At 63.6% G+C, this 25,598-nt stretch carries 22 protein-coding genes; 16 read left to right on the top strand and 6 right to left on the bottom strand.

Going from position 1 to position 25,598, the window contains the following annotated elements; genetic code table 11:
- Position 1: 1 nt before the first annotated feature.
- The gene (locus VFA60_08435) at positions 2–856 is read right to left on the bottom strand and encodes an ABC transporter permease (protein HZQ91802.1); all 855 of its coding nucleotides are present in this window, start codon (positions 854–856) and stop codon (positions 2–4) included.
- A gap of 197 nt (positions 857–1,053) precedes the next feature.
- On the opposite strand from VFA60_08435, the gene VFA60_08430 reads away from it, so the two are divergent.
- The 6 genes from VFA60_08430 to VFA60_08405 all read left to right on the top strand — a co-directional run bounded on the left by VFA60_08430 (position 1,054) and on the right by VFA60_08405 (position 8,652).
- On the top strand, positions 1,054–3,327 hold the full coding sequence (locus VFA60_08430; GenBank protein ID HZQ91801.1) for a polysaccharide biosynthesis tyrosine autokinase: 2,274 nt from the start codon (positions 1,054–1,056) through the stop codon (positions 3,325–3,327).
- A 27-nt stretch (positions 3,328–3,354) separates the two neighbouring features.
- A complete protein-coding gene (locus VFA60_08425) occupies positions 3,355–4,599 on the top strand; it encodes a carbohydrate binding domain-containing protein (protein HZQ91800.1) in 1,245 nt (414 codons plus the stop codon).
- On the top strand, positions 4,596–6,002 hold the full coding sequence (locus tag VFA60_08420; protein ID HZQ91799.1) for an O-antigen ligase family protein: 1,407 nt from the start codon (positions 4,596–4,598) through the stop codon (positions 6,000–6,002). The genes VFA60_08425 and VFA60_08420 overlap by 4 nt, the downstream gene beginning before the upstream one ends.
- A complete protein-coding gene (locus VFA60_08415; protein HZQ91798.1) occupies positions 5,999–7,309 on the top strand; it encodes a nucleotidyltransferase family protein in 1,311 nt (436 codons plus the stop codon). The genes VFA60_08420 and VFA60_08415 overlap by 4 nt, the downstream gene beginning before the upstream one ends.
- A 124-nt stretch (positions 7,310–7,433) precedes the next feature.
- Complete coding sequence (locus VFA60_08410; GenBank protein ID HZQ91797.1) at positions 7,434–8,114, top strand: PEP-CTERM sorting domain-containing protein; 681 nt, start codon at positions 7,434–7,436, stop codon at positions 8,112–8,114.
- A 103-nt stretch (positions 8,115–8,217) separates the two neighbouring features.
- Complete coding sequence (locus VFA60_08405; GenBank protein HZQ91796.1) at positions 8,218–8,652, top strand: lasso peptide biosynthesis B2 protein; 435 nt, start codon at positions 8,218–8,220, stop codon at positions 8,650–8,652.
- On the opposite strand, the gene VFA60_08400 is transcribed toward VFA60_08405, so the two are convergent.
- The 3 genes from VFA60_08400 to VFA60_08390 form a co-directional block, all read right to left on the bottom strand.
- On the bottom strand, positions 8,649–10,547 hold the full coding sequence (locus VFA60_08400; GenBank protein ID HZQ91795.1) for an asparagine synthase-related protein: 1,899 nt from the start codon (positions 10,545–10,547) through the stop codon (positions 8,649–8,651). The genes VFA60_08405 and VFA60_08400 overlap by 4 nt on opposite strands.
- Entirely contained in the window at positions 10,544–11,533 is a 990-nt protein-coding gene (locus VFA60_08395; protein ID HZQ91794.1) for a hypothetical protein, read from the bottom strand. Before VFA60_08395 ends, VFA60_08400 begins: the two co-directional genes overlap by 4 nt.
- Positions 11,534–11,613: 80 nt before the next feature.
- Positions 11,614–12,000 (bottom strand): lasso RiPP family leader peptide-containing protein, encoded by a 387-nt coding sequence (locus tag VFA60_08390; protein ID HZQ91793.1) that lies wholly within the window; start codon positions 11,998–12,000, stop codon positions 11,614–11,616.
- 119 nt (positions 12,001–12,119) lie between these two features.
- Here VFA60_08390 and VFA60_08385 point away from each other — a divergent pair, with 119 nt between their 5' ends.
- Positions 12,120–13,244 carry a 50S ribosomal protein L11 methyltransferase gene (locus tag VFA60_08385; GenBank protein ID HZQ91792.1) on the top strand — a complete coding sequence of 375 codons (1,125 nt, stop codon included), beginning with the start codon at positions 12,120–12,122 and terminating at the stop codon, positions 13,242–13,244.
- A 65-nt stretch (positions 13,245–13,309) separates the two neighbouring features.
- Positions 13,310–14,041 (top strand): FAD-dependent oxidoreductase, encoded by a 732-nt coding sequence (locus VFA60_08380; protein ID HZQ91791.1) that lies wholly within the window; start codon positions 13,310–13,312, stop codon positions 14,039–14,041.
- Between the two features lie 113 nt (positions 14,042–14,154).
- Here the strand turns inward: VFA60_08380 and VFA60_08375 are convergent, their stop codons facing one another.
- Positions 14,155–14,655, bottom strand: coding sequence for a hypothetical protein (locus VFA60_08375; protein HZQ91790.1), 501 nt, complete (start codon positions 14,653–14,655; stop codon positions 14,155–14,157).
- A gap of 338 nt (positions 14,656–14,993) precedes the next feature.
- On the opposite strand from VFA60_08375, the gene dnaK reads away from it, so the two are divergent.
- The 5 genes from dnaK to VFA60_08350 all read left to right on the top strand — a co-directional run bounded on the left by dnaK (position 14,994) and on the right by VFA60_08350 (position 19,901).
- The gene (gene dnaK / locus VFA60_08370) at positions 14,994–16,922 is read left to right on the top strand and encodes a molecular chaperone DnaK (GenBank protein ID HZQ91789.1); all 1,929 of its coding nucleotides are present in this window, start codon (positions 14,994–14,996) and stop codon (positions 16,920–16,922) included.
- Between the two features lie 80 nt (positions 16,923–17,002).
- The gene (locus VFA60_08365; protein HZQ91788.1) at positions 17,003–17,176 is read left to right on the top strand and encodes a hypothetical protein; all 174 of its coding nucleotides are present in this window, start codon (positions 17,003–17,005) and stop codon (positions 17,174–17,176) included.
- Between the two features lie 141 nt (positions 17,177–17,317).
- Complete coding sequence (locus VFA60_08360; GenBank protein ID HZQ91787.1) at positions 17,318–17,800, top strand: nuclear transport factor 2 family protein; 483 nt, start codon at positions 17,318–17,320, stop codon at positions 17,798–17,800.
- A 282-nt stretch (positions 17,801–18,082) separates the two neighbouring features.
- On the top strand, positions 18,083–19,330 hold the full coding sequence (locus VFA60_08355) for a J domain-containing protein (protein ID HZQ91786.1): 1,248 nt from the start codon (positions 18,083–18,085) through the stop codon (positions 19,328–19,330).
- A gap of 157 nt (positions 19,331–19,487) precedes the next feature.
- Positions 19,488–19,901 carry a helix-turn-helix transcriptional regulator gene (locus VFA60_08350; protein HZQ91785.1) on the top strand — a complete coding sequence of 138 codons (414 nt, stop codon included), beginning with the start codon at positions 19,488–19,490 and terminating at the stop codon, positions 19,899–19,901.
- A 56-nt stretch (positions 19,902–19,957) separates the two neighbouring features.
- Here the strand turns inward: VFA60_08350 and VFA60_08345 are convergent, their stop codons facing one another.
- The gene (locus VFA60_08345; protein ID HZQ91784.1) at positions 19,958–20,227 is read right to left on the bottom strand and encodes a hypothetical protein; all 270 of its coding nucleotides are present in this window, start codon (positions 20,225–20,227) and stop codon (positions 19,958–19,960) included.
- A gap of 173 nt (positions 20,228–20,400) precedes the next feature.
- Here VFA60_08345 and VFA60_08340 point away from each other — a divergent pair, with 173 nt between their 5' ends.
- The 3 genes from VFA60_08340 (at position 20,401) to ffh (ending at position 25,033) form a co-directional block, all read left to right on the top strand.
- Positions 20,401–21,405: a histone deacetylase gene (locus VFA60_08340; GenBank protein HZQ91783.1), complete on the top strand. Its 1,005-nt coding sequence runs from the start codon at positions 20,401–20,403 to the stop codon at positions 21,403–21,405.
- Between the two features lie 111 nt (positions 21,406–21,516).
- Positions 21,517–23,247, top strand: coding sequence for a carboxypeptidase-like regulatory domain-containing protein (locus VFA60_08335; GenBank protein HZQ91782.1), 1,731 nt, complete (start codon positions 21,517–21,519; stop codon positions 23,245–23,247).
- A 427-nt stretch (positions 23,248–23,674) separates the two neighbouring features.
- Positions 23,675–25,033, top strand: coding sequence for a signal recognition particle protein (ffh, locus tag VFA60_08330; GenBank protein ID HZQ91781.1), 1,359 nt, complete (start codon positions 23,675–23,677; stop codon positions 25,031–25,033).
- The last annotated feature ends 565 nt before the right edge of the window (positions 25,034–25,598 follow it).

Below are 25,598 nucleotides of genomic sequence, written 5' to 3'. Positions count from 1 at the left end.
GCTACACCATGTCCGCAAAACTTGCTTCCATGCGGCGGAAATAGAACAGCCCGCCGGTCAGCAGCAGCAAAACAATCGCCACGGAGACCGCCAGCAGCGGCCCCGGTCCGTGCGACACGCCGAGCAGCGACCAGCGGAAGCCCTCGACCACGCCGGCCATCGGATTCAGGCCAAGCAACGGACGCCATGGCTCAGGCAGCAGCGAACTCGGATACGCGACCGGCGTGGCGAAGAGCCAGAACTGTGTCAGGAACGGCAGCGTGTAGCGCACGTCGCGATATTTCACGTTGAGCGCCGAGAGCCAGATGCCCACCGCCAGCGCCGCCAGCACGGCGAGGAGCGTGAACAGCGGAAAGGTCACGATCGCAGCCGTCGGGCCGATGCCGTACCACCACATCATGGCAACGAGCACCACCAGCGAGACACAGAAGTCCATCAAACCGGCCAGCAGCGCCGAGATCGGTATGACCAGGCGCGGAAAGTACACGCGCGTAATCAGGCGCTCGTTGCCCACCAGGCTATTGCTCGATTCGGTCAGCGCGAAGGCAAACAACTGCCACGGCAGCAGGCCGGCATACGCGAAAACGGGATATGGCAGGCCGTCGCTGGGCACGCGCGCCAGGCGTCCGAAGAAGATGCTGAACACCAGCATGCTGCACACCGGCTGGAGCACCGCCCAGGCAATGCCGAGCGCCGTCTGCTTGTAGCGCACTTTGATGTCGCGCCAGGTGAGGAAGTAGACCAGCTCGCGATAGCGCCAAAGGTCCTGGAGATTCAGCGAGACGCGCTGGGTGGGGCAGATCACCACCGCCGGCACGGCGTGCGCCGGGCTCATCACCGATTGGCCTGAGGACATGGTTCGCAACAATGTACAACGGAACGCGCCGGCAGCGAATGCCGCGCCCGGCACCTGGCTCGGTCGTCTTAGGGGATGACCCGCGGGTGACCAAGGTAATTCTTAAGGCTCCCTGCCCACCGGAATCTCGACAAAACGATGCTAGAATCGCGAAAAAATTTCCGTTGTGGATTCCTATTCCCGCCCCGAGGGGAGAGATGGAACCAGGCAAACTCATTCCCAACCCGAATGCGACGGCCATCCAGGCTGTGACTGACGCCGAACCGATTCGTCCCGGGTACGGCAATTACGGTAATTACACGGAACTCAACGAAGATCAGGGCTGGATTGAGTACTGGTACATCGTCCTCAAGCACAAATGGCTGATCGGCGCCTGCGTGGTGCTGGGCACGGTGATTGCCGCCATCGCGGCGTTCAAGGCAACGCCGATCTACGAAGCCGTGGGCCGGGTGGCGATCAACCGCGAAAACAACGACGCGCTCGGCATCAAGAACCCGAACGATTCGAGTTCCGTTGACGACTGGGACCTCTCGGTGCTGCTCGATACGCATGCCAAGATCCTGGCCAGCGATCCGATCGCGCTGGAAGTCATCCACAAGCTCGGGCTCGGACAAGCGGCGCCGGAAGCCGGTTCCGGCATTCAGGTGAAGAGCCGGCAGGACCAGGACCGCGAGAGCGCGCAACTGGCTTCGTTCAAGAACGGGCTTCAGGTAAAGCCGCTGCCACGCACGCGCATCCTCGAGATCCACTACTTCAGTCCCGATCCACAGCTGGCGGCGCGGGTGGTGAACTCGATCAGCGAGGTCTACGTCGAGCACAACTTCAAGTCCAAGTACGAGTCCACGATGCAGACTTCGGACTGGATCTCGAAGCAGCTCTCTGACCTGCTGGTGAAGGTCGAGGCTTCGCAGGAAGCGCTGGTCAGATACCAGAAAGAGCACGGCATCGTCGGCCTCGACGAGAAGCAGAACATCGTGACCGAGAAGCTCCAGGGCCTGAACAAAGAGCTGACCGAGGCCGAAGCTGATCGCGCCGCGAAGGAGGCGCTGTACCGCATCGCGCAGCAGGGCCGGCCCGACCTGGTGACGACCGGGCCCACCGAAAACAGCACCATCGCGCAGCTGCGCCTGAAGGAAGCCGACCTCAAGCAGAGGGTGGCCGAGCTGAACACGCAGTTCGGCCCGTCGTATCCCAAAGTGATCGAGGCCAACGAGCAGCTGCGACAGGTGCAGGCCAGCATCCGGCAGGAGTCGCAGGACACGGGCAGCCGCGCGCGTAACGCTTATCTGGCCGCGGTGCAGCGTGAAAAGCTGCTGCGGGCTGCGCTGGAGCAGCAGAAGCTGGAAGCGAACAAGCTGAACGAAAGCGCCATCCAGTACAACATCCTCAAGCGCGACGCCGAGAGCAACCGCCAGCTTTACGAAGGCCTGCTGCAGAAGCTGAAAGAAGCGGGCGTGATCGCCGGGCTGAAGTCGAGCAATATCCAGATCGTCGATCCGGCGCGCGTGCCGACCAGTCCGGCGCGTCCGAATATTCCGCGCAATATCACGCTGGCGTTCCTGTTCTCGCTGGCCTTCGGCATCATGCTGTCGTTCGCCGTCGAGGTGCTCGACAACACGCTGCGCACGCCCGACCAGGTGCAGATGGTGGCATCGCTGCCGCCGCTGGCCATCATTCCCGCCGGGCAGCTGGGCGCGGCCAGGAACCGCATGTTGCCGGGTGCGACCACGCGCCGCCTGACGCCGGCCGATCAGGTCGGCCTGGTTTCCTTCGCGCATCCGCGATCGGCGCTGGCGGAGTCCTATCGCGCGCTGCGGACCTCGCTGCTCCTTTCATCCACCGGCGCGCCGCCCAAGGTCATCCTGGTCACCAGCGCCCTGGCGCAGGAGGGTAAGACGACCACGGCGGTCAACAGCGCCATCGTGCTGGCTCAAAAGAACGCCAAGGTGCTGCTGATCGACGCCGACATGCGGCGTCCCAGCATCCATCGCGTCCTGGGCATCAAGCAGGGACCGGGCCTCAGCAACTTCCTCGGCGGCAAAGAGAGCGCGGAAAATGTTGTCCAGAGCTATCCCCAGGTGCCCAACCTCTCGGTGATTCCCGCCGGGCCGGTGGCGGCGCACCCGGCCGAGATGCTGGGATCGGTGACGATGAGCCGCGCGCTGGCGCGCTGGCGCGAGCAGTACGACCACATCATCATTGACACGCCGCCAAGCCTGAACGTGACCGATGCGGTCCTGCTCAGCGTGGAGGCCGACACCGTGATCCTGGTGATCCGCTCGGGCCGCACGACCAAACAGGCGCTGCGGCGCGCGCGCGACCTGCTGCTCCGCGTCAATGCTAAGCTGGCGGGCGTGGTGGTGAACGCCGTGGACCTGAGCGGCGCCGATCACTACTACTATTACGGCTACACCCAACGGAAGCGGTACGGCTACGGGTACGGGTACGGCGACGAAGATTCTGCCGTGTAGCCACACCCGCTTGGCGGCTGAAGTGCCATGACCCTCCCCTGGAAATCGGCGGGACTCCGCTTTGCCGTCCTGTTACCGGCCTGCGCCGCCGTCCTCGCGTACGCCCTCACCTGCGTCCAGGTCTACCGCGCCTCCGACTACGCCGACAACGGCGACGTGGCCGGGCTGCAGCGCGCCACGGAAATTCAGCCCGGCAACGCTGCCTATCATTGTCGCCTGGGCCGCCGGCTCTGGCAGGAGAAACAGGACTTCCACGCTGCGATCGCCGAATTGCAGGCCGGCGTGGCGCTCAATCGCGACGATCCCTACTGCTGGCTGCAGCTCGCCGGGACCGCGCAGAACGCGGGTGACGAGAAGCTGCGCGATACCGCCCTCGCCGAGGCCGTGGCCGCCGATCCCAAAACACCGGCGGTGCTGTGGGAAGCGGCCAACTTCAACTTTGTGCGCGGCGAAACCACCGAAGCGCTGCACCAGCTGCGGCTGGCGATGCAGTACCAGGACACTCTGCTCGAACCCGGCGTTCAGTTGGAATGGCGGGCCACGCGCGATCCCGGCCTCATGCTCCGCGAGGGCATACCGCCGCTGCCAACCGCACACCTCTCACTGCTTGAGCTGCTGATCCGCCAGAACGACGCCGCCGGCGCGGCGCTGGTCTGGCCCGCGCTGTTGAAGCTCGGAAAGCCGTTTGACCCTGTGCGCGGCTACAAGTACATCACGTACCTGCTCGACCACGACTACGATGAGCAGGTGCGTCCCGCGTGGAACCAGTTGGTGGCGACGCTGCCTGCACTGCGCGGCTACGAGGCGCAGCCGGACAATCTGATCGTCAACGCCGGCTTCGAACGCGACGTGCTGAACGGCGGCCTCGACTGGCACTACGACGCGCGCGCCGGCGTTTCCGCCAGTATTGATCCGGACGAGTCGCACAGCGGTGCGCGCTCCCTGGCGCTGGCGTTCGATGGCGCGTTCGATGATGTGGGCGTGACGCAGCGCGTGGCCGTCCGCCCGAACACGGAGTATGTGTTCAGCGCATGGTTCAAGCCGGACCTGGAGAGCGTCTCGGCGCCGCACTTTGTGATATGGAATGGCGCTGGGACCATTCAGCTGCTCAACACTTCGCCCATGATGGGAACGCCGAACTGGCGCGAGCTGCGCGGCCAGTTCACCACCGGCGATACGCACACTGTGTGGCTGCGCATCCGGCGAAACGAGCCGTTGAGCCAGATTCGCGGACATTTGTGGATCGATGACCTAGTGCTGAGACCCAGGTGAGCGATCTGAACGCAGAAGCCGAATTCGTGGTGCTGGAATCGGAGCCGGCGCGTGTCGACCTGGTGGACAGCCGGCCCGCGCAGTGGCTGAACACGGCGCTGTTCTGCGCCTTCTGCGGCCTGCTGTTCTTCCTTCCGCTGGCGCTCGGAGCGGTGGATGACTGGTCCATCCTGGTGCTGGAGGCCGGCGCCGCACTGCTCTTCCTGCTGTGGGCGGCGCGGGAGTTGCTCACCCCCCGTCCGGCGTTTGCCGCTAACCCCGTGCTCGCGCCCGCGCTCGCGTTCGGCGGCGTCGTGCTGCTGCAAGTGCTTTTGCGAATAAGTACTTACGGCTGGATCACCCGCCGCGAGGCCCTGCTGCACGCGGCCTATTTCCTGCTCATGTTCGTGGCTTCGCAGCTGCTCACCGATGACACGATGGTGCGGCGGTTCGCCATCGCTGCGGCCATCTTCGGTTTTGCCGTGGCGGTGTTCGCGCTGGTGCAGGACTTCACTTCCCAAGGCGTGGTGTACTGGGTCATCCAGCCGCAGTTCAAGTCCAATGTCTTCGGCCCGTACGTCAATCGCAATCACTACGCCGGGCTGATGGAAATGCTGGCGCCGCTGGCCCTGTCTGTAGCCGTGCTGGTAAAGCTGACGCCCGGGAAGCGCCTGCTGCTCCTGTTTGGCGCGGTGGTGATGGGCGGCAGCGTGCTGCTCTCGCTCTCGCGCGGCGGCATGCTGGCCTTCGCGGCGCAGATGCTGTTGTTCGTCTTCTGGGTGGTGAGGCGCGCCGACACACGCCGCGCCGCGCTGCCGCTGATCGTCACCGGCGGGCTCATCCTGGCGTTCGCCAGCTGGGTCGGCGCCCGGCAGATGATGCAGCGCGCCACCAGCATCAGCGAGAGCGTGGGCACCAGCAGCGACGTTCGCGCCGCCGTCTCGCGCGACGGATTGCGCATGGCGGCCAGGCGACCGCTGCTGGGCTGGGGACTGGGCAGCTTCCCCAGCTCCTACCCGCGCTTCCGCAGTTTCTATTCGGAGAAGTTCATCAACCAGGCGCACAATGACTGGGTGCAGCTGCTGGCGGAAACCGGCATTCTTGGTTTTGCGGCAGCGATGTGGTTCCTGTTCCGGCTGTACCGCGCTGCCTGGCAAAACTTGCAACAGTTCCCCCGGCACCTGAACGAAGCTATTCGGCTCGGAGGGCTGCTCGGCGTTACGGCTCTCCTGGTGCACGGCTTTGTGGACTTCAACCTGCACATCCCGGCTAATGCGGCCATTTTCTATGTATTATGCGCGGTAGCGGCGGGAAAGCCGACGCCTCCGGCGCCGGCCCGCCGCCGCTCGCCGGCCCAGGCCGACCACCAGCCGGAACAGATTGATTCCGTCGCCGAACCGGAGCCGCTGCCGGACACGTTGTGAAGCCTCCAGCCGAGAAGCCCGCTGTCGCCCCCGATGTCCTCGCGTTTTTGCTGGCATGCGCACGCCTCCAACCTTCAGCCAGTGACATCGCCTGCATGCGAGCAGCTTTTGGCAATGAACAAAACTGGGCTGCCTTGTTGTCTGCCCTGGAATGGCACGGCCTGGTGCCGCTGGCGGCACGTCGTGTTTCCGCCGCGGCCTTCGATGTTCCAGCGTCGGTACGCAGGGCGCTGCGTGCCCGGCGACATGCCATTGCCGGAATAAATCTCTTTCTGGCGCGCGAACTCGAGCGCGTGACGGACGCGCTCGGGGCGGAGCGTGTGAACGCGCTCCCGTTCAAAGGACCGTCGCTGGCCATGGCAGCATTTGGCGATGTATCGCTCCGCCAGTTTTCTGACCTTGACATCATCGTGGCCGAGCGTCAGCTGCCGGCTGCGATCGGCGTCCTCGAAGCCGCAGGCTACGAGCTGAAACCCGGTTTTCGCCTCACCGCGGCTGAAACCCGGCTCTACCTGCGCCAGGGATACCACCTGCCGCTGCGGCATCGCGACCACGGGACGGAGCTGGAGCTGCACTGGCAGGTCGCGGGCGGCGCGTACCGCGTGTTTGTGTCGTTTGAAGAGCTTTGGGAGCGGCGGACGGAGGTAGTGCTCGGCTCGCGCCCCATGCCGGCACTGTGCGCCGAAGACCATCTGCTCCTGCTGGTGATCAACGCCGCCAAGGAGATGTGGGACCGCGTCTCACGGGTCGCCGACTGTGCCGGCCTGCTCAGCCGGTGTTCGGATTTCGACTGGGAGCGCACTACGAAGCGAGCGCGGACGATGGGCGCCGAGCGCATGCTGCTGCTGGGAACGCATCTGGCGGCAACCCACCTTGCAGCGCCGCTTCCGGCCCAGATCAGGAGGCGATGCGAAAACGATCCCGGCGTTGCGAATGTGTCGGCGAGGCTGCCGCGGGTGTGGCACGAGCAGATTTCCTGCGACGATGCCCGCGCCACCAGCCACGCGTTCTATGGCCGGTGTCTGGACTTCTCGTCCCAGCGCTTTTCCTACGCGCTTTTGCTCTTATTGCAGCCGTCGCTAAACGACGTGCGCGCTTTTCGGCTGCCCGCGGCGTGGTATTTTCTGGCCTGGTTTCTGCGCCCGTTCCGGCTTCTGGCACAACCGCTGGGGCCATCCCGGAAAACCGCCCAATCCGGCAAAGTTGCAAAATTCTCGGGTACGTATGCAAACCCCTGCACAGGTACCAACGCAGCTGCTGTGGATACCGGGCCACCGCCCACGAAAGTGGTGTCAGCCGATCCGTAACACCTTCATAGGAAATGTACCTAGCAGTAGAACCTGTATCTGCTGTAACCATCTGTGGAGAGCAACTCTGGAACGCGAATTGCTTATGTCAGGGTGGGTTAAGTTCTGCGGAGGAAGACGAATTATGGCTGTGCTCAAAAAGATCGGGCCGGCGCTCATCGCAGTAGCACTCATGCTTTCAGCGGTTTCGGCCCGCGCCGACCTGCAAGTATTCAACGACGCGGCGTCGTGGAGTGCGCGCTCTATCGTGAACGGTACTGTGAATTTTAACGGTATTGCGCCTACCGGCAGCTACGTGAACCTCGGCAAGGACTTCACCATCGGCGGCATCGTGTTCCACGCCGACACGTACGGAACGTACGTGGTTGATTCGGCGTTCAATCCGAGCCTCTACACCAACTGGGGCACGGGCGGCGGCATCTTGCAGGTGGGGGCGAACTCGACGCTGACCATGACGATTCCGTCCTCCAGCGCCTTCAGCCTTCAGCTGATGACGTTCGAGCCGTTCGGCGCCACCTTCACGATCTCGGTCTACAACGGCAACACGCTTCTGGCCACCTATCAGGTGTTCTCGGCGAATTACCCGGCGCCGACCTTCTTCGGCATCGGCTCGCCGGATGAACAGATGTTCAACAAGATCGTGATCACGAGCACCGGCGCGTACCAGCTGTTCGACAACATCGCGTACGGCATTGACCCGCCGCCCACGAACGAGACACTGGTTCCTGAGCCGGCGTCGTTCCTGCTGCTGGGTACCGGCCTAACCGGGCTGGGCTACCTGGCGCGCAAGCGGGTTCGCCAGTAAAGCCTGACACTCCGCCTAAGGGCAGCCTTCGGGCTGCCCTTTTTGCTTTGCTGCGCGTTTGCCTTGCCGCTTGACGCCCGCTTCAACGTAGAATCAAGCCGAGATGCTGCTGCGATTCCTTCGCCGACCCTGGATTGAGCAACGCCTGCTCCTCCGGGCGCTTGCCTGGACGCTGCTTTACGCCATCTGGATCCGGATTGCCTCGGGGCGTCGTGTGGCCATGGCGCTCCGCGAAAGCAGCCCTGGGCGCGCTTCTGCTTCTCGAATACGCCCGGCGATCGCCCAGATCACCTGGGCAGTTACCGGCGTCGCTGCGCACGTTCCCGCAGCCAACTGCTTCGTCCAGTCACTGGTAGGCCGCCGCATGTTGCTCAAGGCGGGCTACCCGGCCGAGTTGCGCCTGGGTGTGCGCAACCACCGCGACTTTGAGGCGCACGCCTGGATCGAATCAAACGGGAAGACGCTGTTGCCCATCCCTCATCCAGAGTCGGACTATGCTGAGCTTCCGCTGCGCCGGACTGTCCGGGAGCGCGTCTAGGCTGGTTGCGCAACAAGGTCTGGCGCAACGGAGGCTGCCTGAGGCCGTTCGCCCCGAAAGTAGACCCGGAGCCAGATCTCCAGTGCAAGCAGGTTCATGACTTCCCGCGGAGCGCAAATGTCGTTGCGATCGTTGATGAGGCGGAGCATGCGCGGCAGATCGCGCCGGAGGGCCCCCAGCTCTACCATGCCCATTTCGACCACAGCCATATTCCTTCCGAACTCGAACGTCTGCAGCTCTTTCCTCGCCGCATTCCGGACCGCCGGCAGGAAGTCCGCCTTGGAGCGGCGCAGCCGTATTGGTTCGGGAAGGATGCCGCGCATCGCCTCACGGAACAAACCGCGGAACACGCCTCCCACGCTCACCTGGTCACCGGGGAGCGCCATCAGGAGCTGCAGCAGGTCGGGATCAGTGAACGGATGCCCAAGTTCGATTCCAAATTCAGCAGCGCGCTTGAGCGCCGTCTCCCAGAGGTGCAAATAGTAACGCTGGTGCGACATTCGGTAGAGGTCCACCGCGTGATGCGAGTTGGCTGCGATCCGCGGTGATGGCTGCGAGCAGGCGCGCTCCTGCGCGAGGCGGCGGAGCCGGCTGGAATACCACTTCGGAGAGTCGTCGGCATCGGCCATGTGCCGTATCCGCCTTGCCACGGGCAGCAGGAATTCAGGTATCAAGAGCCGCTGCAGACTCGGTTGGAGAGGATCGATCCAGTCTTTGAGCGTTGTATCGTCCTGCCAGAGCGGCTGCTCCCTCATATCGCGCAACAGGCGCTTCCACCTGAAGCTGAAGAGGAGATCGAGCCAGTACGCGTGATTTCCTACCGCCTGGTCCCCAAAACCACCGTCGAGCAGCGCATCGCAACCGTCTTCGGCGGCGGCGCGTAGCAGCCGGTATTCCGAGTTCAGTTGAGCGAATAAAACGGGCGCCTCCGACGACCACGTTGCCAGGCTCGCCGATTCTAGCCAGCCGGGATGCGCGGTGATTCGGCGAATCGTGTTGCCGCCCTCCTCCAAGAGACGCAGGTAGGCCATCTCGTCGGCGAGGTGGTCGCCGGGAAAATGGAAGGTGTAGCCGCGAAGTTGTGCGCCGGCCAGCCCCCGTTGCCGCAGGTCCCTTACTCCACAGTAGATGGCGGAAGAATCCAGGCCACCGCTGACAGAGACCGCCACGGCGGAAGCCCGCGCAATCGTTCTTCGGACGGCCTCAAGAACCGCGTCACGCAACAGCTCAGCCGCCTCGTAATCGTCGTTGCAACGAATCGTTCGGAACCGATCCACATCTTGCGCGGCGTGAACACTAACGCCTGCGGCGGTGAATTCGACCATCCTCCCAGGAGGCACGGCCAGAATCCCGTCGAAAAAAGTCTGCTCCGGTGAACTTGTGCTTCCCCAGAGGAGGAGGTCGGCAATCGCTTCCTCGTTCGGACGCAGGAACGGAACTACGGTCAGCAACGGGCGAATGTAGGAGGAAAAGTAAACGGCTCCGCCGACGATCGCGTAGTAGATCGGGCGGTGTCCGAACCAATCGCGCGCCAGCAGGAGCGTGTGTCTGGATCGGTCATGTACTGCCGCTGTGAAGCTGCCTCGAACGCCCCTTAGAAACTCGTCGGCAAACGAGCGGTATCGGTCCAGAATTATTTGCGCGTCACTTTCGTCCTTGCGTAAAAGCGCTCCGCGGCCCTCACCGGCCGCATAGACAGCACCACAGACTGCTGCGACGCAATCGTCGTCGTTCGCTCTCGAGCTCGCGCCGACGCCGGCTACGGCAAATGGGCCGTCGTCCCAGCTCCATGTCGAACCCCTGGTGTTGCGTGGGCAGGCGGCCAGCATCCGCTCCAAGTCGGCGCTGGGTGCGGGGCCGCCGTCGCGTCGCCAGACGCCAACAATGGCGCTCACGCGCGAGCCTCAGCCGACGCAGACTTGGAAACCGGCGCCGCCGGCACTGAAAGGCTGCGCATATGCGCGACAAGATTTGCCGCGATCTCCGGAAGCGCATCCAGCGACCTGGGGTAGGCAAGCGAGAAGACCGGCACGCTTGCCGCAACGCGCTCGCAGAATTCAAATTGCGGCCGGAGGCGTTCGCTGCGTGTCACTTCGTCGTTGAACAGGTTGCGCAGAAGCCCGACGAAGGCTTTGGCCGGTGGCAGCGGTTTGATCTCAAGCCCACCCGATGCTGTCTCATCCAGCTCGTACAGGACACGCAGCGGCACCAGCTCTTCGCCGGGCGCTTCACCGGCAATCAGCGAGTAGACCTTCTTTTGCGTGTGCCGGTTCAGCTGTACTCCGTTCAGGGCCGGCAGAAATCGCTCTGCCACCTGAGGAAACAGCTTGATATGGGCTCCCGACCGGTAAGAACAGCAGGTTTGGCCCTGCCACTCCAGGACCAGCAGATCGTCGGTCAGCAAGGGAAAGCCGGCACTGAGCAGGGCCGCCGCCAGCGTTGACTTCCCGTATCCGTTGTTCCCAAGGATGCCGATAGCGGTTCCATCCACTACCACCCCAGTGGCGTGCAACGATTCGACGCCGCGATCGAGCAGCACAAACGAAAGAGGACCGGCCAGCAGGTAGCTGCGCAGCGCTTCCGGCGGACAGTCCGCCGCATGTGAATAGCGGATCGCCTTGCGGTCAGGGCCAACGCGGAACCTGCAGGTTTCCGAGAGTTGGATCACATCCCAGCCGTCACGCTGGCAGTGATTCCAGAAGTCGCCGTCTGCGTTGTGCAGTTTCGCCTCCGTCACGACGCAGGGCTCGTCGGGCCACACCAGGACAGTGGGCGGCCCGGAGGAACGACATTCAGGATAGGGCAGGAGAAGCGGCGTGGTTATGTCGAGGCCGTACAGATGATAGTTGCGCAATGCTCCCCACTCAGCCAGGACAGCCATAGGTCCTGAAACACCAAACGAACAGACCGGGGGCGACAGTCCAATGCGACAATCCGCAGCGACAATCGTCGGACTCGGTGTTAGTTGCCGAGGTAGTGACGTTGCGCGCGCCGCACACCACCGTCCAAGACGGGGCGCAAAACTCCCTTTACCCATGCCGACCTGCGAGCGATAGCAGCAACCGGCCGGCCAAAGGTGCGATACGCCGCCACTACAACCGCCCCGAGGCGAGTCTGCAAGTACGGGCCAACCAGCCAGGCGCGCAGAAGATGCGTGCGCAGATCATCCCGGCCGTAAACCGCCTCCGCTACCCAGCACATCATCGTGTTGGGACCGGCGACGTCGGCGCCCCTCCTGCCGCCGCCGCGCGTCAGGTCCTGGAGCTTGCCGTACGCCACGAGCCGCGGGGGAGCGTATTTCTCCTTTTTTTTCTGGCCGGAATCCGCATTGCTGCGAGCAGGCGCCACAGTAATCCTCTCCAAAATGCTGCTCCGCCGTGCCGGGGAAAACAGGCTTTTTGATAGTTGCGTCTGCGCTAGTATAGCTCACGGATCCACGCGAAGGAATCAGCGAATTCAGCGTTTCTATGGCCCTTTCCAGCCTTTATCGCCGGTCTCTTGAGGACCAGACGGCGCAGCCGGCCTTTGCCCGTGCCATTACCAGCTTGGTTCGCCCGGGGGACATTGTCCTCGACGTCGGCACCGGAACCGGTATCCACGCCCTGCTGGCTTGTCGTGCCGGGGCGGCGCGCGTCTATGCGGTGGAGCGCGAAAACGTGATCGAGTTGGCCCGCCAGACCTGCGCCCGCAACGGCTGCGGAGACCGCGTGTGCTTCGTGCGCGGATCGATCTTCGAAGTCGAATTGCCGGAGAGGGTGGATGTGGCCGTCTGCAACATGGGCCTGAAGGAGCTGGCGCAGGTGATGCCTTCCGTGGCGGCGTCTTTCCTGAAACCGGGCGGAAAACTCATCCCCTTCCGCGCCGATGTGCTGTGCGCGCCGGTGGAAAGCGCAGAGCGGGCCGCCGAGATTGCGTCGTGGGGCAGCCGGCCCTTGGACTTCGACTTTTCCATATTCCTGGCTGCCACGGCAAATAGCGTTCTGGAGCAAGCGCTGCAAGACACGGAGCTGCTCTCTCCGGGGCAGAATTTCGCTGCGCTGGACTTTGCGCGCGACCCGGGCGAAATGGCCGCGGCGTTGTCATTCCGGGTGGCGCGCCACGGCACGATGAACGGAATTGGCGTTTGGCACGTGCAGCATTTCGCCGACGGAATCAGCACCACGATCGGTCCGCCAACCAGGCTTTCCCAGGTGTGGGGAAACCAGCTTTTGCCACTGGAGCAGTCTTTCCCGGTCGAAGCCGGCGACGAGGTTTCCATCTGGCTGCAAACTGGCACGGGCGGTTGGGGCGCAACGTGGAACTGGAAGGTCACGGTGCGTGATGGCGGCGGGAACGTCAGGGCCCGCACCGCCCAATCCACGCTCTTCGGCGACCTGCATTCCAAGCGCGCCCTGGCGCGGACCGCGCCTGATTTTGTGCCGCAGCTTTCCAGTTCCGGAGAGGCGGCACGGCTCGTGCTCGAAGGCTGCGCGGCCGGCCTGGCCATCGCTGCGATCCAGCGCCGGCTCTGCGCGCGTTTCCCTCGCCTGTTTCCGGGCGGCGAGACCGCGGCCGCGTTCGTGGCGGAAATCCTGGAAAAGTACGCGCCCTAGAATTCATCGCCGGGAACCGAGTCCGGCATCGCCAATCCGGAATCCTATGGTGTAGGTTTTCTACAATGCCTGCCGCCACGGATCGGAAGCTGTTGACCGCGCGCCTGCTGCGCTCGGTTGACCTGCACCAGGAAACCAAGCACCTGGAATTCGAGGTCGCCGAGACGCGCAACTTCGAATTCACTGCCGGCCAGTTCATCTCCATGCGCGCGGAAAAGGACGGCCGCGAAGTCACGCGCGCCTACTCCATCGCGTCGGCTCCGCGTGGGAACAACCGCTTCGATCTCTGCCTGAACCGCGTCGAGATGGGTTTCTTCTCCAACTATCTGTGCGACATGAGCGAGGGCGCCGAGGTGAAGTTTCACGGGCCTCATGGCTACTTCGTGCTGAGGAACCCGTTGCGCGATTCCCTCTTTATCGCCACCGGTACCGGTATCGCGCCCATGCGCGGCTTCCTGCAGTGGCTCTTCGCTGATTCCGCGCGCCACGCTGGACGGCAACTGTGGCTGATGTTTGGCGCGCGCTACCGCAACGCGCTCTACTATGACGAGGAATTCCGCGCCTGGGAGCTGCAGTTCCCCAACTTCCACTACACTCCCACCCTCAGCCGCGAAGGTCCCGACTGGCAGGGCGCCCGCGGCTACGTGCAGGAGCACGTGCGCCAGCTGGCCCAGGGCCGCACCGATATGGACGCCTACATCTGCGGCCTCAAAGACATGGTGATCACCAATCGCAAGTTGCTCATCGACGAACTGGCCTGGGAGAAGAAGTCGGTGATGTTCGAACGCTTCGACTAGGCTGGCGCCCAGCATCAGCTCATCGCATTCAGCCCCTGAATGACGCCGCCCGGGAAACGATCGTTTGCCGGGCGGAAGTGTTTTCGGGGGCTGAATGCTATATGCGAGGCGGTCTAATTCGCGTTGGCGGCCTGTGCTCCGTTCGGCGCTTGCCGCGTCGCCGGTGCATACTCGGCATGGAATTCAGCCAGCTCGCGCAGGTGAACGATCACGCGCTCGCTGATCAGCGAAATCAATCCTGCCAGGAAGATGAACCCTCCTGCCAGCAGCAGCGCCTTCTGGTTGTTGGTGGTGGGCATGCTCATGGTGCGTCCCCATCCGTACTCGAACAGGATGGCGCCCAGCGGCGTGCCGATGCGCGCCAGCAAGTGAAACACGACGCCGAAGTGGTCGGCGGGCGGATGCTCCATGTTGCGGAAAATGCGCCACGCGCACAGCGCCGCCAATCCGGCCAGCACGGCGAACGAGCAGAAGATCCCGATCTTCAGTCCCTCGGAATCGAGAACGCGCGTGCGAAGGAAGTTCTGCACATCGATCGCCAGCAGAACCGATCCGCCGCTGACGAACGCGAATCCCAGCACTTGCCACAAACGCGCTTCCCGCGGTTCAGTCATTTCGCCTCCCAACAACCGACGCGGAGTTTAGCGCCGAAGCAGGAGCGAAGCAACGTTACGGCCGTCACCGGCACAAAACCCCCAAGAACCGCGCGGGTGAGGGCTTTTGCCTGGCTCTCGCTACGCCAGCAATCGGTCCCGAGGTGAGGCAATCGGCCAGGCGCTCCTGTCGCCAGCACATAGCGATGTCGCCGGTCCGGTAACGTTCTGCAACGGACCAATATCGAAGCACATCTATAACCTTGACAGTAACGTACTCAAGTCATATCATCGCTATGCTGTAAGCCTGAGCATATGGCGTAAACATTGCAATAATAAAGGTTTAGGAGGAACGGCCCATGCCCAAGATCATAGGAATCGACCTCGGGACGACAAATTCCGTGGTCGCAGTCATGGAGGGTGGCGAGCCCAAGGTGATTGCCAACGAGGAAGGAGGGCGAACCACGCCTTCCGTAGTCGCATTCACCAAGACGGGAGAACGCCTGGTCGGCCAGGTGGCCAAGCGCCAAGCCATCACCAACCCGGAGAACACCATTTACTCCATCAAGCGCTTCATGGGGCGCCGCTACGACGAAGTCAGCGAAGAAATGAAGATGGTGCCCTACAAGGTGGAGCGCGAGGGCGACCACGTGGTGGTCATGGCGCAGGGCAAGAAGTACACCCCGCCGGAGATCTCCGCCATGATCCTTCAGAAGCTGAAGAAGGCGGCGGAAGACTACCTGGGCGAGAAAGTGACCGACGCGGTCATCACCGTCCCGGCGTACTTCAACGATGCGCAGCGCCAGGCAACCAAGGATGCCGGCCGCATCGCCGGGCTCGACGTGAAGCGCATCGTGAACGAGCCCACCGCCGCCGCGCTGGCCTACGGACTGGACAAGAAGAAGGACGAAACCATCGCCGTGTACGACTTCGGCGGCGGCACCTTCGATATCTCCATTCTTGAAGTCGGCGAAGGCGTGATCGAGGTCAAGGCGACCAACGGTGACACCCACCTGGGCGGCGACAACATTGACCAGCGCATTGTGGACTGGCTGATTGACGAGTTCCGCAAGAAGGAAGGGCTGAACCTGCGTGACCGCGGCAACGAGATGGCTCTCCAGCGCCTGCGCGACGCCGCCGAGCGCGCCAAGATCGAGCTCTCCACCACCATGGAGACCGAGATCAACCTGCCGTTCATCACCGCCGACGCCTCCGGGCCTAAGCACCTGGTGGAGAAGCTCACCCGGGGCAAGCTGGAGAGCATGGTGGAAGACATCATCAACCGCTCGGTCGGCCCATGCCGCCAGGCGCTGAAAGACGCCGGCGTGGACGCCAGTAAGATTGACGAAGTCGTGCTCGTCGGCGGCCAGACGCGCATGCCGCGCATCCAGGTCCTGGTGAAGGAGCTGTTCGGCAAGGAACCGCACAAGGGCGTCAATCCAGACGAAGTCGTTGCGGTCGGCGCGGCCATCCAGGGCGGCGTGCTCCGGGGCGATGTCAAAGACCTGCTGCTGCTCGACGTGACGCCGCTGACTCTGGCCATCGAGACGCTGGGCGGCGTGGCGACGCCGATGATTCCGCGCAACACCACCATCCCCACGCGGAAGACGGAGACGTTTTCCACCGCGGCCGACAGTCAAACGTCGGTCGAGGTGCACGTCCTGCAGGGCGAGCGGCCCATGGCGCGCGACAATCGCACGCTGGGCAAGTTCCACCTGACCGGCATCCCCCCGGCTCCGCGCGGCGTGCCGCAGATCGAGGTGACGTTCGACATCGATGCCAACGGCATCCTGAACGTCACCGCCAAGGACAACGCCACCGGCAAGGACCAGAAGATCACGATTACGTCTTCTTCGGGCCTGTCGAAGGAGGAAGTGGAGCGCATGGCAAGAGACGCCGACGCTCACGCCGCGGAAGACAAGCAACGGCGCGAGGAGATCGAGGTCCGCAACCAGCTCGACACGCTGGTCTACAGCGTGGAAAAGATGCTGCGCGAGCAGGGCGACAAGATCTCGCAGAGCGAACGCGGCGACGTGGAAGCGGCCCTGGCCGACGCCAAGAAGGCGCTCGAGACTGGCGGCAAGGACGCCATGAACTCAGCCCGCGAGAAGCTGACGGCGGCCTCGCACAAGCTGGCCGAAGCCATGTACCGCGCGACCGGCGCACAAGCCGGCAGCGCACAGCCCGGCCAGCAGGCCGCCGGTCCGCCTCCGCGTGGCGACGGCGAGGCCAAGAAAGATGAAGGCGTGATCGACGCCGAGTACGTTGACGTGGAGGACAAGAAATAACTGCTGATGGCGCCCCACGTTCGCGCCATGATTTCGGCGCCAATGTGGGGAGGCCATCCGCGGTAGGAAGTTGGGCCTGATTGAACAAACAATATCTCGTAGTCAAAGTCGCCAAAGATCTGAAGTCGGCAGCGCTCGAATTCATGCCCTTCGCCGGGCTGTTCACGCGCGAAGCCGCCGAGCAGGCGCTGCGCGCCCTGAACGAGACGGACCCGGAGGGAATGTTTCTGATTCAGGAAGTGGGCGTGGCGTAACAACTGGTCTCACCACGGATGAACACGGATTTCACCGATCACAAACCTATTCAGCTCCGTGTCATCCGTGTTCAGCCGTGGTGAGTAGGAGAAACTGGGGGCGCGCGCTGCGCCCCGTCTTTTCCAATAGCGAGGAGAAGAATGTCGCGAGTCTCGTCCCGGCTGTTGCCCTTCCTGCTCGTGCTGGCGCTCTCCGGATCGCCGGCAGCAGCGCTTGCCGATGCCGCGCAAGCGCCCGCCGCGCCCGAACTGACCAGGCTGCTGCGCCAGTTTCTGCACGCCGCGTCGGTGAACGACCGCGCGGTTTTCCAGCGCTTCTTCGCCGACGACGTGCTCTACACGCGCTCGGCCGGCGTGACCATCACCAAGGCCGACATAATGCGTAGTTTCGATGAGCCGCGTGCCGCCGAACGCGCCGCGACTGCGTACGATGCCGACGACATCACCGTGCGCCAGTGGGGCGATACCGCCGTGGTCAACTTCCGTCTGATCGCCAAGACGAACATCGCCGGGCGCGAGGAAACCGCGTATTACCGCAACACCGGCACGTTCCTCCGCCGCAACGAACAGTGGCAGGCGGTGGCGTGGCAGGCGACGAAGGCGCCGGAAAAAGAGCAGAAGTAGAGACCGGAGTCGAAACGTTCAGATCAGCGCCACCTTTGTTGAGTCATCCTGAGCGGGGGATCCCACGCCAGTGCGCACGACGACGCCGATCAAGAGAATTCGCACCGGGTACTGCACCGGGTGGGTTTACATCATGGCAAGCTTGCCCGAGCAGCATCGTTGGAAACTTTGCGCCGCGTCGCCGTGCAGAACTCGCCGGGTCCTTCGGCCGCACAAAACGCGCCCTGAGGATGACTCGACCGTGGGGATTTGGAGCACGTGAAGTTGTTGACGTAACCAACAATGGCCACCACCGCCCAAAAAGACTATTACGGCGCGCTCGGCGTCAAAAAGTCCGCCAGCACGGAGGACATCCGCAAGGCGTTTCGCAAGCTGGCGCGCAAGTATCACCCCGACGTCAATCCCGGCGACAAGACCGCGGAAGAAAAGTTCAAGCAGATCTCGGAAGCGCACGACGTCCTCAGCGATCCCAAGAAGCGCAGGATTTACGATCAGCTCGGCTTCTACAGCGACAACATTGATCCGGCAACGGCCGAAGCGTACGCGCGCGGTGGCGGACAGCCCGGCGGCCCCGGTCCGGGCGGGTTTGGCGGCGGCTACACCGGAGGCGCGCGCGCTGGCGGCGCTCAGGGCGGCGGTTTCGACTTCAGCGGTTTCGACTTCTCCGACCTGTTCGAGGGTGGAGGCGGACGCGCTCGCACGCGCACTACGGGCGGCGGGGCGGGCGGGTTCCGCGACATCTTCTCCAGCATCTTCAATCGTGGCGGCGTGCAGCCCGAAGGCCCGGAGCCGGGCAGCGACCTCGAATACCAGGTCACTGTGGACTTCTGGCAGGCGATCCGCGGCGCCGTGCTGCGCCTCAGCATCACGCGCCAGGACACATGTTCGAACTGCCACGGCGTCGGATTTCTCGAACAACCGGGGCCGTGTCCGCAGTGCAACGGCGCCGGCCAGGTCACGCAGCAGGGCGGACGCATGAAGTTCAACGTGACGTGCCCGCGCTGCGGCGGCACGGGTAAGAACCGGACCGTTTGTCCGGTGTGCCGCGGCGAAGGCGTGGTGAACCGCACCGAACCGCTGGAAGTCCGAATCAAGGCGGGCACGCGCGACGGGCAGCGCATCCGGCTCGCCGGCAAGGGCAATGCAGGACGTCACGGCGGCCCGCCCGGCGACCTCTACATCATTGTGCGCGCCGGCGAGCATCCCGTTTTCCGCCGCGAGGGCGACGACATTCGCATCACCGTGCCGGTGAGCGCTACGGAAGCCGGCCTCGGCGCGAAGATTGAAGTGCCGACCATCGACGGCCGCGCGCTGCTCAAGATTCCGCCCGGCACGCAGTCCGGACAGAAGCTGCGCCTGCGCGAAAAGGGCGTACCCTCGGCGACGCGTGATGGCGTACGCGGCGACGAGATCGTGGAAGTTAAGATCATCGTCCCCGCCCCGCGCGACGAGAAGACAAAAGAGCTGCTGCGCGAGCTGGCAAAGCTGAACCCGGACGATCCAAGGGCCGAACTGTGGAAGCAGGTGTAACAACGGTCGAACCGCGGAGACACCGAGTCCGTAGGCGAGATTCGGTTGCATTGCGCCGAATGAACCGACTTGCGGCCGCGACCGCAGCCCGCAGCGGGTTGGGAAAAGAAATGAAGTCTTTGCGTCCTCCGCGTACTCTGCGGTTTGAAGTTGAACTATGACGAAGCGCAAATCCAAAGGCGCGTACATGATCTCGGCGGTAGCCGAAATGTACGGCATCCATCCGCAGACGCTGCGCCTGTACGAGCGCGAGGGTCTGCTGAAGCCGTCGCGCTCGGAGGGCAACACGCGCTACTACACCGAAGAAGACCTGGCGCGGCTGGAATTCATTCTGTCGCTGGCGCGCGACCTGGGCGTGAACATTTCGGGGATTGCGATCATCCTCCAAATGCGCGAGCGCATGGAAGAGATGCAGCGCCAGATTCAGGATTTTGTGGGATACATCCAGCAGGAAGTCATCGCGCGCGCCGGGCAGCATCCCGACGCAGCCCGTGGCGCACTGGTTCCCGTCCGGCGGACCACGGCCATTGCACCCCCGCCGGCCTCGTCCAAGGAAAAGCGCAACCGGTAGCGATTTCCAACCGCACCCGCTAGATTCATCCGATCGCAAGGTCGTCCGATTGGGCCTCACGCGATGTTCCGCTGGCGCAGCTCCGCTTCGCTCAGATCGCGACCGTGCACGGAAACGATCGGCTTGCGCTCGGTCGTGGACCGCACCGATGTGTTGCGCTGCGCTTCGCCAGCGTTTTCCGGCGCCGATTTTTTCGGACGAATGCGCATCTTGCGGCGCAGCACGCGTTCGGTTTCGTCCCAGGTGGCGCGCACCCGCTCTCTGCCACGGCGCGCCGCCTGCCTGCTCTTTTCCTCGGCCTCCCGCAGCGCGTTCATGATCCCCATGAAGTCTCCCGAACCGGTGAGATGCGAAGGACGAGAAGTCGGAAACTGCTGCTCGTGCCGTTGTTCGTTTCCCGTTGCCTGTTTCCCAAAGCTCCCATCGTCGCCCTTCGACCGCTCACAGCCGCAAGGGCGCGGAGCTTGAAACGGGAAACTGGAAACGCGAAACTGTTCTCGTGCTTCCCTTCAAGCTCGTCTACGGCGACGGATACTTCCTGCCCATCGGCGCGCATGTCTTCCCTGCCGCCAAGTACCGGCTGATTCAGCGGCGGCTCCTGGCAGCCAAAGTCGCAGCCGCCGGAGACTTCATCGAGCCGCAGCCCGCGAGCGACGAAGACATCCTTCGCGTGCACACGCCGGAGTACGTCCACAAGCTGAGGACGGGAACTCTCTCCCCGATGGAGGAGATGCAACTGGAGGTCCCCTACTCGCCCGAGCTGGTGCAGGCGTTCTGGCTGGCAGCGGGCGGCTCCATTCGCGCCGCCGAGCTGGCGCTCCAAAACGGAGTGGCGGTGAACGTCGGCGGCGGATTCCATCACGCCTTTCCCAACCACGGCGAGGGCTTTTGCATGATTCACGATGTTGCGGTCGCCATCCGCCGCATGCAGCACGACGGCAAGATCAAACGCGCCATGACGGTGGACTGCGATGTCCATCACGGCAACGGCACGGCCGCAATTTTTTCGGCGCGCGCCGGCAGCGCCGCGCCGTTGCTTTCGTGGTCAGCGGGTGCGCTGGGCACGCTGGCGCGCGGCGAGATGAAGGCCGCCACGCCGGACCAGATCGGCGACGTCTTCACCATCTCACTGCACCAGCAGAACAACTATCCGGAGTGGAAACCCGCCTCTTCGATCGACGTGAACCTGCCCGACGGCATTGGCGACTCCGATTATCTCGCCTGGCTCGACAACGCGCTCGGCTCCGCCTTCCGCCAGTTCACGCCGGATTTGATCTGCTACATCGCCGGCGCTGATCCCTATCGCGAAGACCAGCTCGGCGGACTTGGCCTGACCATCGAAGGATTAAAGCGCCGTGACGAGCTGGTGTTCCGCGCCGCGAAAGCGCGCGGCGTGCCCGTGATGGTCACCTACGCGGGCGGCTACGCGCGGCGGGTGGAGGACACTGTGACTATCCACTGCAACACGGTTGTGGCCGCGCGCGAGGTATTCGCGGCAGCGTAGCCGCCTTCTCGCCCTTATACTTGTCCGCCGAAAGCCGCGCGGAGCGCAGGTTGTGCGCCGCCCGCGCGGACGCGAGACGTTGCAAGCAACCTCTCTGCACGAGGAACACGGATGAGTTCACGCCTGCTCTTGCTCGGATTTGTTCTGCTGTTCGCGGTCGTTGCCGAAGCGCAGCGCACGAACGGCGTTTCGTTCGTGGTCACGCTCGACGCGCCGCGCGCAACGGCGCCGCTCGATGGCCGCCTGCTGCTGCTGCTCTCCACCGATCCGGCCGACGAACCTCGCTTCCAGATCAACGACAGCCCGAAAACGCAGATCGTGTTCGGACTCGACGTGGAGAACTGGAAGCCGGGCGAGGCGCGCACAGTCACGGCCGACAGCACCGGCGTATTCGGCTATCCGATTCGCTCATTCCGCGACATCAAGCCCGGCGAGTACACCGTGCAGGCGCTGCTCGATAAATACGAGACGTTCCATCGCGCCGACGGGCACGTCCTAAAGCTGCCGACCGATCGCGGCGAGGGACGCCAATGGAACCGCGCGCCCGGGAACCTGTTCAGCAAGCCGCAGAAGGCGCGCGTGGAGGCCAACGGGCGCATTGCGCTCCAGCTCTCTGAAGAGATTCCTCCGATCCCGCAGCCGGCCGACACCAAGTACGTGAAGCACATCCGCATCCAGAGCGAGCGGCTGACCAAGTTCTGGGGCAAGCCGGTTTATCTTGGGGCGCACGTGCTGCTGCCGGAAGGTTTCGACGACCATCCTGACGCGCGCTATCCGCTCATGGTGTTTCACGGCCACTTCCCCGCCGACATCAGCAACTTCCGCACCGAGCCGCCCGATCCGAACCTCAAGCCGGACTACAGCGAGCGCTTCCGCATCTCCGGCTACAACCGCATCCAGCAGGAGGAGGCGTACCGCTTCTACCAGACGTGGACGAGCAAGGACTTTCCGCGCTTTCTCGTCGTTGAGATCCAGCACGCAAACCAGTTCTATGACGACTCGTACGCGGTGAACTCGGCGAACCTGGGTCCGTATGGCGACGCGATCAATTACGAGCTGGTTCCCGAGATCGAACGGCGCTTCCGCGGCATCGGGCAGGGCTGGGCGCGGTTTCTGTACGGCGGCTCGACCGGCGGATGGGAGGCGCTGGCGTCGAAGGTGTTCTATCCCGACATGTACAACGCCGCGTTTGCGGCGTGTCCCGACCCGATTGATTTCCGCGCGTTCACGGTGGTGAACATCTACGAAGACAAGAACGCGTACTACCTGGAGGGCACGCACAAGCGTGTTCCGCTGCCCGGACACCGCGACTATCGCGACATCCCGAACGCGACCATGCAGGACATGAACTATTACGAGCTGGCGCTGGGGACCAAATCACGCAGCGGGCAGCAGTGGGACATCTGGGAAGCGGTGTTCTCGCCCGTCGGTACGGACGGTTATCCCAAGCGCATCTTCGACAAAGTGACGGGTGACATTGATCCCAGCGTTGCCGAGTACTGGCGAGACAACTTCGACCTGCGCTCCATCATGCAGCGCGACTGGGCCAGGCTCGGGCCCAGGCTGAGCGGGAAGATCCACCTGTATTGCGGCACGCTCGACAACTACTACCTCGATCACGCGGTGAAGCTGACCGAGGACTTCCTGAAGAGCACGGCGAATCCGCCGGCGAACGCCGAGGTGAAGTACGGCATCGGCGCCGAGCACTGCTGGAACGGCGATCCGACGCAGCCGAACCACATCTCGCGGCTGCGCTACAACACCATGTATGTGCCGATGATCCTGAAGCACATCGAGGAGTCGGCGCCGCCCGGAGCGGACCTGACGAGCTGGCGATATTAGAGGCTGTACCGAGGACCGCGCGGCCCAGTACCGAGCGCGACTGCGGCCTTCGGCCGCAAATAGCGTGGCCCGCGAGACAAACTCATCGCGGGCCACCGGTAGCCTGTTGGGATTGGCCTGAGGCGCTCACTCGGCCGCGATCGCGGCATTCCGCGCGTAGTGCGGAAGCGCGTTCTCAGCGGTGGGCCCCAGCGAACGATTCCAACACGGTTCGCTACGACAAAGAGCGAGCGGCTCTAAGCCTCAGACACCTCACTCCTGCATCTACTGTCTGAAATCATCTGCTGGATCCCCTCCTTTCCGAGTGTAGGGCCACAATAATTGCTGATAACCATCAAGTCAATGGCCGGGAACCCGCTGCTACAATTGTCTCTTCCGGTCGGGTTCGCGCTGCATCTGAGGACTGGGAACCGGCAACTGGCAACCCATGTTTGAGAATCTCTCAGAAAAACTTCAGAAGGCGTTCAGGAACCTTCGCGGACAGGGCACGCTCACCGAGGAGAACATCGGCGAGTCGCTGAAGGAAATCCGCCTCGCGTTGCTGGAGGCCGACGTCAATTTCAAAGTTGTCAAAGAGCTGATCGAGCGCATCCGCGCCAAGGCCCTCGGCCAGGAGGTGATGGCTTCGCTCTCGCCCGCCGAGCAGGTCGTGAAAGTCGTGCGCGACGAGATGGTCGCGCTGCTCGGGCAGGACACCGCCAAGCTCAAGTTCGCCTCGCAGCCGCCGACGGTGATGCTGATGGCGGGCCTGCAAGGCTCGGGCAAGACAACCACGTCAGGCAAGCTGGCGCACTGGCTCAAGAACGGCGGACATCGCCCGCTGCTGGTTTCCGTGGACGTGTATCGTCCCGCGGCGCGCGAGCAGCTGAAGATCGTGGCGCAGGCCATTAAGGCGCATCTGTACGAAGGCCAGGTTGACCAGGCCAACACCGCGACCGTCGAGCGGCTGGCGAAGGAAGCGCGCCGCGAAGCCGTCAACACCGGTTGCGACGTGCTCATCGTCGACACCGCGGGCCGAATGCACATTGACGACCAGCTGATGGACGAGATGCAGTCGCTCAAGAAGCTGCTAGCGCCCGCGGAAATCCTGTTCGTGGCCGACTCGATGACCGGGCAGGACGCGGTGAACTCGGCCCGCGAATTTCACGAGAAGCTCTCGCTCACCGGCGTGGTGCTCACCAAGATGGACGGCGACGCGCGCGGCGGCGCGGCGCTCTCCATCCGGCAGGTCACCGGGCAGCCGATCAAGTTCATCGGCGTGGGCGAAAAGTACGAGGCGCTGGAGCCGTTCCATCCCGACCGCATCGTTTCACGCATCCTCGGCATGGGCGACATCCTCTCGCTCATCGAGCAGGCCGAGCAGAAGCTCGACAAGAAAAAAGCTCAGCAGTTCGCGGCCAAGGCGCTCTCCGGGGACGGCTTCTCGCTTGAAGATTTCCGCGACCAGCTTCGCCAGGTGAAGAAGCTGGGGTCGCTGTCCAACATCATGGGCATGCTGCCGCGCGTGGGCGCGTTCGCCAACATGCAGCAGGTGGCCGACAAGGTGGGCGAGAAAGAACTCGTCCGGGTGGAGGCGATCATCAACTCCATGACGCCCTACGAGCGCGACCACCACGAGGTGATCAACGGCAACCGGCGGCGGCGCATCGCGCGCGGCTCGGGCACGAGCGTGCAGGAGGTCAATCAGCTCCTGCGCCAGTACGCCCAGATGCGCAAGATGTTCAAGCAGGCCGGCCGCGGCGGCTTCAACCCGCGCGCGCTGGCGGGCATGATGCGCGGACGGTGAGACAGTTGCCAGTTGGCAGTTGCCAGATGGCAGTTGGTCCTCGGTCCTCAGTTCTCGGACCTCAGTTCACGACGGCTGGTTTCCGGCTGTCAGCTCCCGGCTGTCGACGGTTGAGTCTCGCCTCCGCTCCGTTCTGAATCTGGAACGCTGTTACGTTTCGGTCCGCATGAGCGACAGCTTGCGGTACTCTGTTGCGCCATGCCGAAGCTGGTACTGGGGCGAGTCACGGGCCCGCGACTTGCGGTCACCGCAGGTCTTCTTCTTCTCGTCGCCTGCGGCGGGCGGCCGCTGCCGTAAGCGTCGAGGCTTGGCGCGTAGCGGCGGCGCAGCACGACACGGAGCTGGCGGAACTACTGAAGAGCCGCCTGCAGTAGCGTTGTTAGGCGCCCCCCTTGGCTTCCAGTGTTTTCAATCGCTTGCCGGCCTGTTTCCCGGTAAAACGCAGAGCTGGGCGGACTTAAGACCGAGGTCTTAAGCCGTTTGTTTTCGCGACCTGGTTTTCAAAGCGCAAGCCCCGAGCGGCGGCCGCCATTCGCCGGCCTTACTTTCAGCGTAGCAAATCGGC

It is taken from the genome of Terriglobales bacterium, assembly GCA_035651995.1.
GTDB lineage: Bacteria > Acidobacteriota > Terriglobia > Terriglobales > Acidobacteriaceae > DASRER01.
Note: the sequence above shows the minus strand (reverse complement) of the source record. Positions and strands in the feature narration are given on the sequence as shown.